Raw genomic sequence first — 14157 nt, 5'->3', positions numbered from 1 at the left:
TATCATGATATGAGAAAAGATCGTTTCAGTGTAAAGGCAGGAATTTCGTGGGTCAATCGAAAGATGGGCTTAGGTATAGCGTTTTAACAATTTTAAAAATTCATCCAGTTCGACTTCATTGACCTCGACCTCATCGCCAATGACATGATGGCGCAAATGCGATTCAATCAGCTCATTCATCAGCCCGTTAACCGCGCCTTTAATCGCAGCCACCTGCTGTAATACTTCGATACAGCTTTTTTCCGGATCATGGATGGACTGTTCCACCGCACTGATCTGACCTTGTAAACGCTTGATGCGATTTAAAACTTTTTTATCTGTATGTAAATGGCCCACACTTCACCTTAATTTCAAATATACTATGGGGGAGTATATTGGACGATTCTCCCCATGCAAAATCATGTTTCTCACCGTACCCATCACCATCAGTTTGATGAAGGCAATCCACTGGCCCAGAAGCGTATATTATATGCTGCGATATTAACCGGTGTCATGATGCTTTTAGAGATTATTGGCGGCTGGATTTTTAACTCGATGGCACTTCTGGCCGATGGCTGGCATATGAGCTCGCATATGCTGGCTTTGGGGCTGGCCTATGTGGCTTATCGGGCGGCGCGTCATTATGCCCAGGATGCCCGTTTTAGCTTTGGTACCTGGAAAATTGAGATTCTGGCCGGTTATAGCAGTGCAATTTTATTGCTGGTGGTGGCCGGTTTTATGGCGTTTCATTCGGTAGAACGCTTATTTTTCCCGGTTAATATTCATTATAACGAAGCCATTCCCATTGCGATTTTAGGCCTATTGGTCAACTTGATTTGTGCCTGGTTACTGCATGATGATGGTCACCATCACCATCACCATCACCATCACCATCACCATCACCATCACCATCACCATCACCATGAGTCGGGGCATGGACATGCGCATGCACATACAGCTGGAGCACATGATTTAAACCAGAAAGCTGCGTTTATGCATGTGGTGGCCGATGCTGTGACCTCCATTTTTGCCATTGTGGCCTTAATTGCCGGCAAGTTCTGGGGCTGGGATTTTCTTGATGCGGTACTGGGTATTGTGGGTTCGATTCTGGTGGCGCGCTGGGCCTGGGGCCTGATTCAGGAAACTGGACGCACCTTGCTGGATGCCGAAATGGATCATCCAGTGGTGGAAGAAATTCGCGAGGTGATTGCCGAGCTGCCAGGAATGGTCAATATCACCGATCTGCATGTCTGGAAAGTCGGTCGTGACAAGTTTTCCTGTATTCTGGCTGTAGAAACTGAAGATGAGCTAAATGCCGATCAAATCCGCATGGCCCTGTCAGTGCATGAGGAAATTGTGCATGTCTCAATTGAAATTAACTCGATTCATCCGGTTTATGTTCCACGTGAAACGTCGTTGTCGATGCTGTAGTGATTCGGTAAATTTCTCTGATAAAAGTGGAATCTTTGTCCCGATTTAAGATTAGAATCGGGCAAGGATTGATAAAGACAAGATTTCACTATGTTTAAACATGCATTCTTGCTGGCCGCGCTCGCGATGAGCTCAATGCTGGCACTGGCCAATGTCGACACGGTCAAAGCCAATTTAAAGCAGCAACATCCAAACCTGGACATCCAGAATATTCAGGCCACCGAAATGCGCGGGATTTATAGTGGTTCAATGCAGGGTCAAGTGGTCTATCTGAATGAAGATGCCAAGCATATTTTGGCCGGTTCCATGATCCGTTTAAGCGACCAGCAGAATTTGACCAAAGCGCTGCTGGTGCAACAAAACAGCATCGACTGGAAAAAACTGCCGCTGCAAGATGCCTTAAAAACGGTTCGAGGGACGGGTAAACGTCAGCTAGCCATCTTTTCTGACCCAAATTGCCCGTATTGCAAACAGCTGGAAGTAGAGCTGAAAAAACTCAATGATGTCACCATTTACACCTTTATTTTACCGTTAAAGGCACAATCGGTACGCCCTTCGCAGCAGGTGTATTGTGAAGCCAATCCGGCCCAGGCCTGGGAAGACCTGATTGCCAAAGGTCTTAGCCCGCGCACGAGCCAGTCCTGTGCCAATCCGATTCAGCGTAATCTGAAACTGGCGCAAAGCCTGGGATTAAACGGCACACCGGCCATTATTTTCTCGAATGGTTTTAAGGTGATGGGCGCCTACCCTGCTGCGCAGATCGAGCAGATTTTCAAGGAATTTGGACTCTAAGCTCAGATTGTTAAAAGTCAGATTTTAGACCATAAAAAAGCACCGGCGAATGAACGGTGCTTTTTTATTGATTTAAACGCGATGTGAGCGTTTGGAAATCATGTTATAGATAAACAGAATAATCAGCGCACCAATCACCGAGGCAATAAAGCCGGCAGCTGAGTTTTCATCATACAGACCGAGGAAGCGACCGCCGTAAGTGGCCAACAGTGAACCGGCGATCCCGAGTAAGGTGGTCATAATAAAGCCTGCTTTATCATCACCTGGATGGATGGCACGGGCGATAAGACCTGCAATAAAACCAATCACGATAGCCACAATAAGTGTCCACATCTCCTGTCTCCTTCTTGTTATGGTTTATCAAGTTGAGTTGTTGCTATTTGATTTATTTTTCAGGATTTTTGAGAGGACAAACAGTAGAGTCCTGCTACAGATTGTAGTTTTTTTGTCCGCTTTGTCGTAAAAAAAGTGGCTGAACGCCACTTTCTTTTGCGGTTGCTTACAGACCGATTTCACCAATAAACGGGATATGGCGATATTTCTGGTCATAGTCGAGGCCATAACCGACAATAAATTTGTCTTCTACTTCAAAGCCCAGGAATTTAACTTCCAGTTCAATTTCACGGCGTGACGGTTTGCTGACCAAGGTACACAGCTCAATCGAATTTGGTTCACGGGTTTGTAGAATTTCCAGTACTTTGCTCAGGGTATTGCCAGAGTCGATAATATCTTCTACCACCAGCACATCTTTGCCACGAATTTCGCCGTCGAGGTCTTTCAGGATTTTTACATCACGCGAAGACACAGTACTGCCGCCATAACTTGAAACGGTCATAAAGTCCAGTTCATGCGGTTTTTCAATGGTCCGGCATAAATCGGCCATAAACAGCACAGAACCACGCAGTAAACCGATTAACACCAGTTCCTTGTCACTGTTGGCGTAGTGCGCATTAATCTGTTTACCAAGTTCTTGAACTTTCGCATGAATTTCTTCAGCAGAAATCAATACTTTCATATCAACGGTCATGGGTAGATCCCTAAAAGAGCAAAAAATAAAAAAGGTGTTGACCTGCAACACCCCAAAATATGCCTTAATTTTAATACATCTTGCGGTCAGATGCATCCTCTTTGCTGTCTAAAAAAACAGCATTTTTGACTGGGTGGTCTCTTTTCAGCAATAAGGCCAGACCAATCAGCGTGAGCGCCACCCGCCATTTCGGTTGCGCCCGGCGTATAGGTTTAGTCGCGGACATAGGCACATTGTCCATAAATATAGGTGGCCTGAATATTACGTTCATCGCCCATGGTCATTAGCGCAAACAGGCTGTCTTCCAGGCCTTTGCTGTGCTGCTGGCGCAGGGTCTGCAAGGCGGTGGCGTTTAAATCCAGCACAATAAAATCCGCTTCTTTACCGATATTGAAATTGCCGAGCTTGTCATCCAGATCCAGTGCTTTGGCACCGCCTAAAGTGGCATGATACAGCGCTTCATAGGCCGACAGGTTTTGCTTAAGCAACTGCTGGACTTTATAGGCTTCGCTAATGGTACGCAGCTGGCTAAATGAGGTCCCTGCCCCGATGTCGGTACCTAGACCCATTTTGACCTGTTTCTGCCAGGTCTGATGGATCGGGAACAGGCCACTGCCCAGGAACAGGTTGGAGGTCGGACAAAAGGCAATCGCGGAATCGGTCTGGTGCATACAGTCCCACTCCTGCTCTTCCAGATGCACACAATGCGCAAATACCGAACGTGAACCGGTCAGCCCATAATGATGATAGACATCTAGATAGCCCTGCTGCTCCGGGAACAGGCTTTTGACCCAGGCAATTTCATTTTTGTTTTCACTTAAATGGGTATGTAAATACACATCCGGATATTCAGCTTTTAGCTGCTGCGCTTTTTCCAGTTGTGCCGGCGTTGAGGTCGGTACAAAACGCGGGGTAATCGCATATAAATTACGGCCTTTGCCATGCCACTTTTCAATCAGTGCTTTAGATTCCTGATAGGCGCGTTCTGGTGTGTCACAAAGTTCCTCGGGTGCATGACGGTCCATCAGCACTTTACCGGCAATCAGGCGCATCTGGTGCTGTTCTGCGGCTTCAAACAGGGCATCGACAGATTCAGGATGCACGGTACAGAACACCAGTGCCGTGGTGGTGCCATTTTTCAGTAGTTCCTGCACAAAAAATGCGGCTATCTTGTCGGCGTAGCTTTTATCGGCAAACTGCATTTCGGTTGGAAAGGTATAGGTATTCAGCCATTCCAGCAGCTGGGTGCCATAGGCGCCCACCATTTCGGTTTGCGGGAAATGAATATGGGTATCAATGAAGCCGGGTATAATCAGCTGATCGGGATAATGTTGCACTGAAACACCAGCCGGAATATGCATCTGCCCCTCTTCCCAAGGACCAAACCAGTGAATTTTCCCGTATTGGGTAATTAATAAACCATCTTCTACATAGCGCACTTGGTCGTGAATATCACGCGCTTGGGCAACTGTATTCTGAATATCGAGGAAGCGGCCGCGGATGGCTGTCGTCGCAATGTGAGAAGACATTGAAAACCTGCACTTGTTTAATTTTTTCGGTTGATTGTAGCTGAAAAGTGCTGCCCTGTATGGAAAATCCAACATTCAGTCACAGACATCGGGTGTCATGCAAAACTGTTGCCAGTTTTGGGGAAACACAAGATGTCCACTGGGTCAATTCTAGAATATTCAGTTAAATCGCGTTCTTATACGCTGATATTCAAGAGTAAGTCCTGAATGTAGAAAATAAAAAAAGCCCGTATGCAACGGGCTTTTTGATCAATCAGTCCACTTTAGAGCGTGGTTTCATGATGCTTGCGGCTATGACGAATCGACAAGATCGCAGTCACTGTCAAGACAATCACAATAAAGCTCAGTGAAATCCAGATCGGCATATGGAATACATCCAGCATCAGCATCTTAAAGCCGATAAAGACCAGAATTAAACCTAGGCCATAAGGCAGATAATGCATTTTTGAGGCGGCACCTGAGAGCAGGAAGAACATTGCACGCAGGCCTAAAATTGCCATCAGGTTGGCAGTAAGCACAATGAAGGGGTCGGTGGTGACAGCAAAAATAGCAGGAATAGAATCGACTGCGAAGATCACATCAGAGGCTTCGACCAGAATCAGCACCAAGAATAACGGCGTTGCCCAAAGCAAACCATTTTGACGGACAAAGAATTTATCGCCCTGAAGTTGCGGGGTGATACGCATATGTTTACGTAGCCATTTCAGAATGGCCATATCTTCAATATTGCTGTCTTCTTCATGCTGACCACGCAGGAATTTGAAGCCGGTATACACCAGGAACGCACCGAACAGATACAGAATCCAAGAGAATTCCTGTACAAACCAGGCACCAATAAAAATAAAGATGGTTCTGAGCACAATTGCACCCAGTACGCCATACAACAGCAATTTACGTTGTAACGCTGGTGGAATGGCAAAGGCGGCAAAGATCATCAGCCAGACAAAGACATTATCAATTGCCAAGGATTTTTCCAGCAGATAACCAGCAAAGTATTCCATGACCTTGGTATTGGCAATTGCCGCACCTGCAGTCTGCTCCAGATACAGCCATAATCCACCACCAAATAAAGTCGCGACACTGACCCAGGCAATACTCCAGTAGGCAGCAGTACGGACTTTGACTTCCTGATGTTTAAAGCCGACAAAATCGATCACCAGCATGACGGCGACAATTGCGAAAAAGACAAGATACAGCCAGAGCGTACCAATTGTTTCCATGTGAATTCTCCACATCGGACGACTGGCCATAAAAAAACCTTGACCAGCTGCCAGATGAAAAACATCTATAACAACATGATCAAGGTCTTGCCTACATCTTAGTGTTTCACTTTTTTATATCAAGTGTGACCTAAAGATGCTCAGATACCGACTTTTTGCAAAGTGTAATGACGATATTCTGACACGTTCAAAAACTGAAATTTCATTCTTAAACGTTTGGAGGAGGCTACTCCCCTTGTTCAACAATTCTGTGTTGGGGTAAGACCCCCAAAGTCGACATAGAATTGCATATTTTTAAGTAAAGTGCAAATGGCCGAATGTAAATGAGTGCATGCTGCAGCGTATTCCTCTTCAAGAAAAAAAGCGACTGTAGGCAATTGTTTCAACATGCAGTGAAAATGTTAGATTACAGATCAGATGCTATATTTTTTTCTGCAGAAAGCAGATACTCAAAATTCAGATGCGAGGATATGATAAAAATGATGGTGCAACACGAAAACAATGACAGCAAAGGGGCCTTTTTTGTTGAAGCCAATGGCGAGCGTCTGGCAGAGATGACTTATTCACGCGCCGGCGAAGATAAAATCATTATTGACCATACCACGGTCAGTGAACAGTTACGTGGTCAGGGTGTGGGACGTCACTTAGTTGAAGCTGCGGTCAATTATGCCCGCGAACAGCAGATCAAGATTATACCGCTCTGCCCTTATGCCAAAGCGGCTTTTGAAAAAGACCCGTCGATTCAGGATGTACTTCAACCCTAATTCATCAGATGACACATAAACTTTAAGGCAGGACAGCAATGGATATTCAACATCAAGAGGCAAAACGTGGCGGCGCATTTTTTATTGAACGGGATGGACAGCGGATTGCTGAAATCACCTATCAATGGCAGGACGCACATAAAATTGTCGCCGACCATACCTGGGTAGATGATTCATTGCGTGGCCAAGGCATTGCTCGTCAATTACTGGATGTACTGGTCGAGTTTGCCCGGGAAAAACAGCTCAAGATTGTACCGGTCTGTTCTTATGTTGAAGTCATGTTTCGACGTGAGCCCAGCCTGGCCGATGTCGCCGCTTAAATCTGGCACTTGAACCTGCAGCTGACTTTGTAATGCCAGCTGAAATATAAAAACCACGAGCATGGACTCGTGGTTTTTGATTGCCGATAAAGACCTTAGCTGTAATCAATGATCACTTTCAGGGCTTTTTCATCTGAAGCGTGTTTAAATACCTCATAAGCCTTTTCAAACTGGTCAAATGTAAAATGATGGGTGGCCAGACGTTCCATCGGCAGTTTGCCGGCACAGCAGCTTTTGAGCAGCATGCCGGTGGTATTGGCATTGACCAGACCGGTGGTAATGGTCAGGTTTTTAATCCACAGTTTATTTAACTCAAAATTCACCGATTTACCGTGTACCCCGACGTTGGCCAGATGACCGCCCTCTTTGACGATATGCTGGCAAATATTCCAGGTGGCTTCTACCCCCACGGCTTCCATGGCGCAATCGACCCCGCGGCCATCGGTAATTTCCAGAATACGCTGAATGGCATCTTCTTTGGCCGAGTTAATGGTGTGGGTCGCGCCAAGTTCCTTGGCCATGGCCAGCCGGTTATCATCCATATCTACCGCAATAATTTGCGCCGGTGAATAGAATTGTGCAGTCAGCAGACAGCCCATCCCAATCGGGCCGGTACCAATAATGGCAATGGTATCGCCGGGTTTGACATTGCCATATTGCACGCCAATTTCATGCGAAGTCGGCAATACATCTGATAAAAATACCGCGACCTCTTCATTCAGTCCTTCTGGCAGCGGATACAGCGAGGTATCAGCAAATGGGGTGCGTACATATTCGGCATGGGTGCCGTCAATCATATAACCCATGATCCAGCCGCCTTCATTGCGGCAGTGTGCATAGAGCTGTTTCTGGCAGTTTTCACAGGTACCGCAGCGGCTGACGCAGGAAATAATCACCCGGTCGCCCGGTTTGAAATTTTTGACTGCCGTACCGACCTCTTCAACAATCCCGATGCCTTCATGGCCGAGAATACGGCCATCAAACTGGCCGGTTTTTTCGATTGCGGTGCTTTCAATTTCCGGGTTTTTGCCTTTCCAGATACCAAGGTCGGTACCGCAAATCGTTGACTTGGTCACGCGGATGATGGCATCAGTGGGTTGCAGAATCTGGGGACGTGGACGCTGTTCAAAACGGATATCATTGGCGCCATGATAAACCATGGCTTGCATTGTTTGGGACATGGTGGTCATCCTCTTGTTGTGCTTATTGTGGGACAGCCTGCGCCTTTTCACCTCATCAGGAACCGTTATGGCACAGGATGTGATCGTTCTAACTTAACAGGAGTTGATGACAAGTTCATCTATAAAAAACCGTTTTTATTCAGATATTTGTATATTTATTTTAATCTATTGCATTGTATGATAATAAAACAGGGCTGCAGTATCTGGACTGTAGCCCCGTTGAATGATGTTTCAGGTCAATAAAACGTGTTTAAGCCGATTTTAATGCGCTTAATAATTTCTGGTGCAGGCCACCAAAACCGCCATTGGACATGATCACCACCGCATCGCCCTCACCTGCTTCCTGGCTGACGGTATGAATAATATCATCCAGCGTCCGGGCAATTTTGGCCTTGTTTGGTGCCGCAGCCACCACCGGTTGTAAATCCCAGTCCAGCCCTTCCGGTTGATACCAGATCACTTCATCGGCCAGACGCGCTGAATGTGCCAGTCCATCTTTATGGCTGCCCATACGCATGGTATTGGAACGAGGCTCAATAATCGCCCACAGTTTACGTTCACCTAGACGTTTACGCGCGCCTTCCAGAGTGGTGTCAATTGCCGTCGGATGATGGGCAAAGTCATCATAGACCTCAATGCCGCGTACGGTATCGAGCAGTTCCATACGGCGTTTTACCCCGCCGAAATTGGACAAGGCCGCACAGGCCGTTTCAATCGATACACCAACATGCGCTGCCGCGGCAATGGTTGCCAGGGCATTGGCCACTGAATGCTGGCCGGTCATGTTCCAGCAGACTTCGCCCTGAACCACACCATCTTGCAGCACTTTAAAATGTGAGCCATCGGCCTGTAACTGCTCGGCAGATAGCGCGGCCTGGGCATGTGCAGTCAGTGAGGTGCGGACCACCGGTGTCCAGCAGCCCATTTCCAGCACTTCATCAATATGGGTTTCGGTAACCGGTGCAATAATGCAGCCTTCACTTGGAATGGTACGCACCAGATGATGGAACTGTTTTTGAATCGCCGCCAGATCATCAAAGATATCGGCATGGTCAAATTCAAGGTTATTTAAAATGGCAGTTTTCGGATGGTAATGCACGAACTTGGAGCGCTTGTCGAAGAAAGCAGAATCGTATTCATCGGCTTCAACACAGAAGTATTTGCCACCACCTAAACGCGCGCTTTCTTTAAAGCCAAGCGGAACACCGCCAATCAAAAAGCCCGGTTCCAGACCGGCCTGATCCAGCACCCAGGCCAGCATGGTGGTGGTGGTGGTTTTACCATGGGTGCCGGCCACGCCCAGAACATGCTTGCCTTGCAGCACATGATCGGCCAGGAATTGTGGACCTGAAACATAAGGCAGACCGGCATTGAGCATATATTCCACCGCATCAATACCACGTTTCATGGCATTACCGACAATCACCAAGTCCGGATGCGGCTGTAAATGGCTGCGGTCATAGCCCTGCATTAAGGTAATGCCTGCATTTTCCAGTTGGGTCGACATCGGCGGATAAACATTCTGGTCGGAACCGGTCACGGTATGTCCCAGATCACGCGCCAACAAGGCCAGAGAGCCCATAAAAGTGCCACAAATACCCAAAATATGCAGATGCATCCGCTGTTACTCCACTGCGTGTAGGACCGTACCATTCTTGTTGATGGCCTGGTCATGATGTATTGAATTGTCAGCAACGATAGCAAGGCTGTTTCGGAAAAGATAGTCATTCTTGTAGGGATTCGTTGACTGGAATCCGAAAAAATCAGGCATTTTCCAGGCGGATGCTGACCGTGAAAAAAATCCGCACGGCTGCACTGCTTTTTTGGCCTGAAACCGTACAATAGGCTGACATTTTCTGGATACTGCCGCCTATGTCCTTCCCTTTACTGCTGTTAATTATTTCCAACTGTTTTATGACTTTGGCCTGGTATGGACATCTGAAATTTTTGCATGGCGCGCCGCTGTGGCAGGCCATTTTGTTTGGCTGGATGATTGCCCTGCTCGAATACGCCTTTATGATTCCGGCCACGCGCTTGCTGGCCCAGCATGGCTGGTCACTTGGGCAAATGAAAATTACCCAGGAAGTGGTGACCCTGCTGGTCTTTGTGCCGTTTATGCTGTATCTGTTCAAGCAGCCGTTTAAACTGGATTATCTCTGGGCCGGTTTATGCCTGCTCGGTTGTGTTTACTTCGTTTTTCGCAGCAGTTAAGTCTTATTCAGGCTGTGGCAGATGCGGAAAAAGCGCGGCGAAATCCGCTTGAATCAGCGCCCGTTCTGGTGCGAAATCAAAGTGATGTAAACAGCGTTGTAGCACCTGCATCGCCATCTGCGTGGCCGCCTGTCTGAGTTCCGGTTCCGGCACATTCTGCGCAATCATCGACAGGCATTTCAGCAGGCGCTGATTTAACTCCAGATTCTGGGCACAATCGCGGGCCAGCGGCATAAAGCTGCCATAAATCAGGTCTTGCAGATCAAAGCACTCAATACTGAGATGCGGATAATCACAGCGCGTCGCCTCCGGGTCAGGGCGACTGTCAATCAGAATCCGGGTCAGCGCATTCAGCGCGCTAATGCCGGACCCGACATCATTAATTGCACTCGACATGGCTTTTTGCCCGACCTCACTCATCACCAGCAGACAAAAACGCGGATCCTGTAGAAAACTGCGATTGGTTTCAATAATCAGATGCTGCAGAATCTGATCGCGGATCTGCTGTTGCTGTTCTTCGGACAGCGCCTGCGGGCTATAGACCTCGACCAGCGCAGTCATCGGATCTAAAAATTTGCCCGGCATAGATGGCAGATGTAAATGCAGTTGCTGCTGCGCGGCAATCTGCTCCAGTCCGGCCAGATCGACATGGTTAAAATAGCCGGTTGTGCTGCTATAGACGCAAAAGCTGGGCGCAAAGGCAGGCTTCTGCCCTGTTGCCCCCAAATCCGGTTGATGCCGGAACTGGCCCAAGGCCTTTTTGGCCGCAGTTTCAATCTTGTCGATGGTGGTGGTTAAATTGCCGAGTTTGGACAGGGTTTGTACCCAGTGAATCAGGGTATAAATCAGGTACATCAGCACCAGAATGGTACTGATAAACAGCACAAAACGTCCGGATGGACCGTAGTACTCCAGCCCCAGGGCAATTTTGGCAATCACTGCATAAATAAAAGCGGAAATAAAACTGGAAATGGCCAGCCGGGTGTTGTCATCGCTCATCATCAAGCTATAGGCACGTGGTGTGCCGCTGCTTGAAGCCGAAGCAAAAGCTGCCACCATAATCGACAATGAGAAGGTCGTCACTGCCAGCATGCTGGAGGCAATAATATCCAGCAAGCTGCCCAAGGTGTCGATGCTGATATTCGGTACCGTACTGGCCGGAATAAAATACTGGCTGGCGATGGCAAATAATGAAAAAAATGTCGCAAAGATGGCACCCAGCGCCGGCATCAGCCATAAGTTTTCTGAAGGGTTTTGTAGCCAGATTTTAAGTTTGAACCACATGGAAACTGCCCTGAAAATATCTTTAATCTAATCTTAAGTTATTCATTACAAAAAGCTTTATCTTGATAGTTATAGCGTTTTTTTCACCGCTGTATGCCCTCTTTTTGTATTTTTGGCCTATTGCCATCATTGTATTTTCTTCAGTTTTACAAACAGATAATTTTAATCTTTATTCTTGCGCCGAACTTTAGCCAGCCGGTTTTTCAGTCTATAATACGGAGCTTATTCATTAAAGCTTGGCTCTCGTCGAGATTTATCTTTTTTCACTTAGTCTCTGGAACATTAGCAATGAATGCGGCCGCAGCACAAGACGCTCCTCTCGTTGGAATTATTATGGGTTCTCAATCTGATTGGGCAACTCTCGAACACACTGCCAATATGCTCAAGCAGCTTGGTGTCCCATTTGAAGCGGAAGTGGTTTCTGCGCACCGTACCCCAGACCGTTTATTCGAATATGCCGAAACTGCGCGTGATCGTGGTATTCAGGTGATTATTGCCGGTGCGGGTGGCGCTGCCCATTTACCGGGCATGTGCGCAGCCAAGACTGATCTTCCAGTGCTGGGTGTGCCGGTTAAATCTTCTATTTTAAATGGCGTCGATTCACTGCTGTCGATTGTACAAATGCCGGCCGGAATTGCGGTAGGTACCTTGGCAATTGGTCCGGCCGGTGCCACCAATGCTGCCATTATGGCTGCCCAGATTCTGGGTTTAACGCGTCCAGAGATTGCGAAAAATGTCGCTGATTTCCGTGCAGCGCAAACCGATAAAGTGGCCAGCAACAATATTCCGGGTCAGGCTTAATACGGGACATTCCTTATGAATAAAACCATTGGTATTTTTGGTGGTGGGCAGCTTGGTCGTATGATGGCGCAAGCCGCGTTACCACTCAATATTCAATGTACTTTCTTTGAAGCCAGTGCAGATTGCCCTTCTGCAGCTTTAGGTACAGTCTATTCAAGCGCAGCTGAACACGGTTTGCAGAATTTTATCCAGAGTGCAGATGTATTTAGCCTGGAATTTGAAAATACCCCACTGGCCGATGTTGATGTCTTGACCCAAAGTAAAGCGTTGCATCCGCCGCGTCAGGCGCTGGCGATTGCGCAAAACCGTTTGCAGGAAAAAGCCCTATTTGATGCGCTGCAGATTCCGGTGGCGCCGTATAAGGCGGTTGATTCGCTGGACAGTTTACAGGCGGCGGTGGCTGAATTAGGTCTGCCGATTGTACTGAAAACCGCGACTGGCGGTTATGATGGTAAAGGCCAGTTTGTGCTGCGTAGCGCCGATCAGATTGATCAGGCCTGGGCAGAACTTGGCCCTGCCGGCTCACTGATTGCAGAAAGTTTTGTCACCTTCTCGCGTGAAGTATCAATTATTGCAGTACGTGGCCAAAATGGCGATGTCAAAACCTGGCCATTGGCTGAAAACCATCACCATCACGGGATTTTATCGCACTCGATTGTACCGGCACCGAACAGCACTGACTTGCAACCGGTGGCGCAAGACTACATCACGCGCCTGCTGAATCATCTGAACTATGTTGGTGTGTTGACACTAGAACTATTTGTCACTGAAAAAGGCCTGTATGCCAATGAAATGGCACCACGCGTGCATAATTCAGGGCACTGGTCGATTGAAGGCGCAGTCTGTTCACAGTTTGAAAACCATGTCCGTGCAGTGGCTGGTTTGCCGCTCGGTTCGACTGAGGTGGTGCGCCCAACGGTGATGGTGAATATTATTGGTCAGCATCCAAAGTCGGAAGATGTGTTGGCGTTAAATGGTGCACATCTGCATTTGTACAATAAAACTGAACGCGAAGGCCGTAAAATCGGGCATATTACCCTAATGCCAAACGACAGTCGCGAACTGACGTCACTCTGCCGTCAGCTGGCGAAAATTTTGCCAAATCCGCTGGCCTTGAGTGAAGATATGAGCATTTAAGTGCAGATTCGTTTATGAAAACAGCGGTCCCTCAGCGGGCCGCTTTTTTTATGCCAGAAATTCGGGCAAGATTGCGCTCTTTTTTCGCCAGCTGCCATTGGTCGGCTGGTTCAACAACAGGCTTGATTGCTTCAGTCCAGATCTTTTATAACTATAAATGGCTAAAAAACAAACATAAATACAGAGCATCTGAAAAATTAAAAATGAATTCAAACACAGATTTTATTTTAAATTTAAATCTGAATATGCAGTTTGAATTTAAAATATCCGCTGAACTTTAAATTCAAAAATATGAATTCAAATCCGGTTGTAGTTTTAAATTTAAAATTTGAATTTAAAACCTGCGAAATAAATTCAAAAACTGCAATTTAAATTTAAAAAGTACAGATTTACGGTCCGGTAGATGGGTTTTGTGGATAAGTTTTGCTGAAATAAATTTAAAAATGATGATTTAAATTTAAAACTCGTGTTGTTTTGTGGG

General features: G+C 47.0%; 17 protein-coding genes. 8 read left to right on the top strand and 9 right to left on the bottom strand.

Annotation, left to right across the window (positions count from 1 at the left end):
• Positions 1 to 69: 69 nt before the first annotated feature.
• Positions 70 to 336 (bottom strand): metal/formaldehyde-sensitive transcriptional repressor, encoded by a 267-nt coding sequence (locus tag F905_RS11980; RefSeq protein ID WP_005181098.1) that lies wholly within the window; start codon positions 334 to 336, stop codon positions 70 to 72.
• 54 nt (positions 337 to 390) lie between these two features.
• On the opposite strand from F905_RS11980, the gene dmeF reads away from it, so the two are divergent.
• Together dmeF and F905_RS11970 are read left to right on the top strand one after the other, a co-directional pair.
• Positions 391 to 1410 (top strand): CDF family Co(II)/Ni(II) efflux transporter DmeF, encoded by a 1020-nt coding sequence (dmeF, locus tag F905_RS11975; protein ID WP_005181096.1) that lies wholly within the window; start codon positions 391 to 393, stop codon positions 1408 to 1410.
• Between the two features lie 90 nt (positions 1411 to 1500).
• Positions 1501 to 2202, top strand: coding sequence for a DsbC family protein (locus F905_RS11970; RefSeq protein ID WP_005181093.1), 702 nt, complete (start codon positions 1501 to 1503; stop codon positions 2200 to 2202).
• 72 nt (positions 2203 to 2274) lie between these two features.
• Here the strand turns inward: F905_RS11970 and F905_RS11965 are convergent, their stop codons facing one another.
• The 5 genes from F905_RS11965 to F905_RS11950 form a co-directional block, all read right to left on the bottom strand.
• A complete protein-coding gene (locus F905_RS11965; protein ID WP_005181091.1) occupies positions 2275 to 2535 on the bottom strand; it encodes a GlsB/YeaQ/YmgE family stress response membrane protein in 261 nt (86 codons plus the stop codon).
• Between the two features lie 166 nt (positions 2536 to 2701).
• Positions 2702 to 3229: a hypoxanthine phosphoribosyltransferase gene (gene hpt / locus F905_RS11960; protein ID WP_005181088.1), complete on the bottom strand. Its 528-nt coding sequence runs from the start codon at positions 3227 to 3229 to the stop codon at positions 2702 to 2704.
• Positions 3230 to 3299: 70 nt separating this feature from the next.
• Positions 3300 to 3455: a hypothetical protein gene (locus F905_RS15535; RefSeq protein ID WP_005181085.1), complete on the bottom strand. Its 156-nt coding sequence runs from the start codon at positions 3453 to 3455 to the stop codon at positions 3300 to 3302.
• Positions 3442 to 4758 (bottom strand): guanine deaminase, encoded by a 1317-nt coding sequence (gene guaD, locus F905_RS11955; protein WP_005181083.1) that lies wholly within the window; start codon positions 4756 to 4758, stop codon positions 3442 to 3444. The genes F905_RS15535 and guaD overlap by 14 nt, the downstream gene beginning before the upstream one ends.
• A 263-nt stretch (positions 4759 to 5021) precedes the next feature.
• Positions 5022 to 5978: a TerC family protein gene (locus tag F905_RS11950; RefSeq protein ID WP_005181081.1), complete on the bottom strand. Its 957-nt coding sequence runs from the start codon at positions 5976 to 5978 to the stop codon at positions 5022 to 5024.
• Between the two features lie 470 nt (positions 5979 to 6448).
• On the opposite strand from F905_RS11950, the gene F905_RS11945 reads away from it, so the two are divergent.
• Positions 6449 to 6742: a GNAT family N-acetyltransferase gene (locus tag F905_RS11945; RefSeq protein ID WP_219605518.1), complete on the top strand. Its 294-nt coding sequence runs from the start codon at positions 6449 to 6451 to the stop codon at positions 6740 to 6742.
• A 38-nt stretch (positions 6743 to 6780) separates the two neighbouring features.
• Positions 6781 to 7062 carry a GNAT family N-acetyltransferase gene (locus F905_RS11940; RefSeq protein ID WP_005181076.1) on the top strand — a complete coding sequence of 94 codons (282 nt, stop codon included), beginning with the start codon at positions 6781 to 6783 and terminating at the stop codon, positions 7060 to 7062.
• A 95-nt stretch (positions 7063 to 7157) separates the two neighbouring features.
• On the opposite strand, the gene F905_RS11935 is transcribed toward F905_RS11940, so the two are convergent.
• Together F905_RS11935 and mpl are read right to left on the bottom strand one after the other, a co-directional pair.
• Complete coding sequence (locus F905_RS11935) at positions 7158 to 8243, bottom strand: zinc-dependent alcohol dehydrogenase family protein (protein WP_005181074.1); 1086 nt, start codon at positions 8241 to 8243, stop codon at positions 7158 to 7160.
• Positions 8244 to 8493: 250 nt separating this feature from the next.
• On the bottom strand, positions 8494 to 9861 hold the full coding sequence (gene mpl / locus F905_RS11930) for a UDP-N-acetylmuramate:L-alanyl-gamma-D-glutamyl-meso-diaminopimelate ligase (RefSeq protein ID WP_005181071.1): 1368 nt from the start codon (positions 9859 to 9861) through the stop codon (positions 8494 to 8496).
• A 254-nt stretch (positions 9862 to 10115) separates the two neighbouring features.
• Here mpl and F905_RS11925 point away from each other — a divergent pair, with 254 nt between their 5' ends.
• The gene (locus F905_RS11925; protein ID WP_005181069.1) at positions 10116 to 10454 is read left to right on the top strand and encodes a DMT family protein; all 339 of its coding nucleotides are present in this window, start codon (positions 10116 to 10118) and stop codon (positions 10452 to 10454) included.
• Positions 10455 to 10457: 3 nt separating this feature from the next.
• Here F905_RS11925 and F905_RS11920 read toward each other — a convergent pair whose 3' ends face one another.
• A complete protein-coding gene (locus F905_RS11920; protein WP_005181067.1) occupies positions 10458 to 11738 on the bottom strand; it encodes a DUF2254 domain-containing protein in 1281 nt (426 codons plus the stop codon).
• A 288-nt stretch (positions 11739 to 12026) separates the two neighbouring features.
• Here F905_RS11920 and purE point away from each other — a divergent pair, with 288 nt between their 5' ends.
• From purE to F905_RS11905, 3 genes are read left to right on the top strand one after another with little or no spacing between them, the layout of a single operon-like run.
• A complete protein-coding gene (gene purE / locus F905_RS11915; protein WP_005181065.1) occupies positions 12027 to 12539 on the top strand; it encodes a 5-(carboxyamino)imidazole ribonucleotide mutase in 513 nt (170 codons plus the stop codon).
• 15 nt (positions 12540 to 12554) lie between these two features.
• Positions 12555 to 13676 (top strand): 5-(carboxyamino)imidazole ribonucleotide synthase, encoded by a 1122-nt coding sequence (locus F905_RS11910; RefSeq protein ID WP_005181063.1) that lies wholly within the window; start codon positions 12555 to 12557, stop codon positions 13674 to 13676.
• A 14-nt stretch (positions 13677 to 13690) separates the two neighbouring features.
• Positions 13691 to 13957 (top strand): hypothetical protein, encoded by a 267-nt coding sequence (locus F905_RS11905; protein WP_034598048.1) that lies wholly within the window; start codon positions 13691 to 13693, stop codon positions 13955 to 13957.
• Positions 13958 to 14157: the final 200 nt, after the last annotated feature.

It is taken from the genome of Acinetobacter sp. CIP 53.82 (assembly GCF_000369465.1).
Lineage (GTDB): Bacteria > Pseudomonadota > Gammaproteobacteria > Pseudomonadales > Moraxellaceae > Acinetobacter > Acinetobacter indicus.
This window is presented reverse-complemented; position numbering and strand designations above follow the sequence as displayed.

What these genes read in the sequence shown, in the direction of transcription:
- dmeF (WP_005181096.1), top strand. Translation starts at nt 391, where the DNA reads ATGCAAAATCATGTTTCTCACCGTACCCATCACCATCAGTTTGATGAA.
- F905_RS11970 (WP_005181093.1), top strand. Translation starts at nt 1,501, where the DNA reads ATGTTTAAACATGCATTCTTGCTGGCCGCGCTCGCGATGAGCTCAATG.
- F905_RS11965 (WP_005181091.1), bottom strand. Translation starts at nt 2,535, where the DNA reads ATGTGGACACTTATTGTGGCTATCGTGATTGGTTTTATTGCAGGTCTT.
- hpt (WP_005181088.1), bottom strand. Translation starts at nt 3,229, where the DNA reads ATGACCGTTGATATGAAAGTATTGATTTCTGCTGAAGAAATTCATGCG.
- F905_RS15535 (WP_005181085.1), bottom strand. Translation starts at nt 3,455, where the DNA reads ATGTCCGCGACTAAACCTATACGCCGGGCGCAACCGAAATGGCGGGTG.
- guaD (WP_005181083.1), bottom strand. Translation starts at nt 4,758, where the DNA reads ATGTCTTCTCACATTGCGACGACAGCCATCCGCGGCCGCTTCCTCGAT.
- F905_RS11950 (WP_005181081.1), bottom strand. Translation starts at nt 5,978, where the DNA reads ATGGAAACAATTGGTACGCTCTGGCTGTATCTTGTCTTTTTCGCAATT.
- F905_RS11945 (WP_219605518.1), top strand. Translation starts at nt 6,449, where the DNA reads ATGATAAAAATGATGGTGCAACACGAAAACAATGACAGCAAAGGGGCC.
- F905_RS11940 (WP_005181076.1), top strand. Translation starts at nt 6,781, where the DNA reads ATGGATATTCAACATCAAGAGGCAAAACGTGGCGGCGCATTTTTTATT.
- F905_RS11935 (WP_005181074.1), bottom strand. Translation starts at nt 8,243, where the DNA reads ATGTCCCAAACAATGCAAGCCATGGTTTATCATGGCGCCAATGATATC.
- mpl (WP_005181071.1), bottom strand. Translation starts at nt 9,861, where the DNA reads ATGCATCTGCATATTTTGGGTATTTGTGGCACTTTTATGGGCTCTCTG.
- F905_RS11925 (WP_005181069.1), top strand. Translation starts at nt 10,116, where the DNA reads ATGTCCTTCCCTTTACTGCTGTTAATTATTTCCAACTGTTTTATGACT.
- F905_RS11920 (WP_005181067.1), bottom strand. Translation starts at nt 11,738, where the DNA reads ATGTGGTTCAAACTTAAAATCTGGCTACAAAACCCTTCAGAAAACTTA.
- purE (WP_005181065.1), top strand. Translation starts at nt 12,027, where the DNA reads ATGAATGCGGCCGCAGCACAAGACGCTCCTCTCGTTGGAATTATTATG.
- F905_RS11910 (WP_005181063.1), top strand. Translation starts at nt 12,555, where the DNA reads ATGAATAAAACCATTGGTATTTTTGGTGGTGGGCAGCTTGGTCGTATG.
- F905_RS11905 (WP_034598048.1), top strand. Translation starts at nt 13,691, where the DNA reads ATGAAAACAGCGGTCCCTCAGCGGGCCGCTTTTTTTATGCCAGAAATT.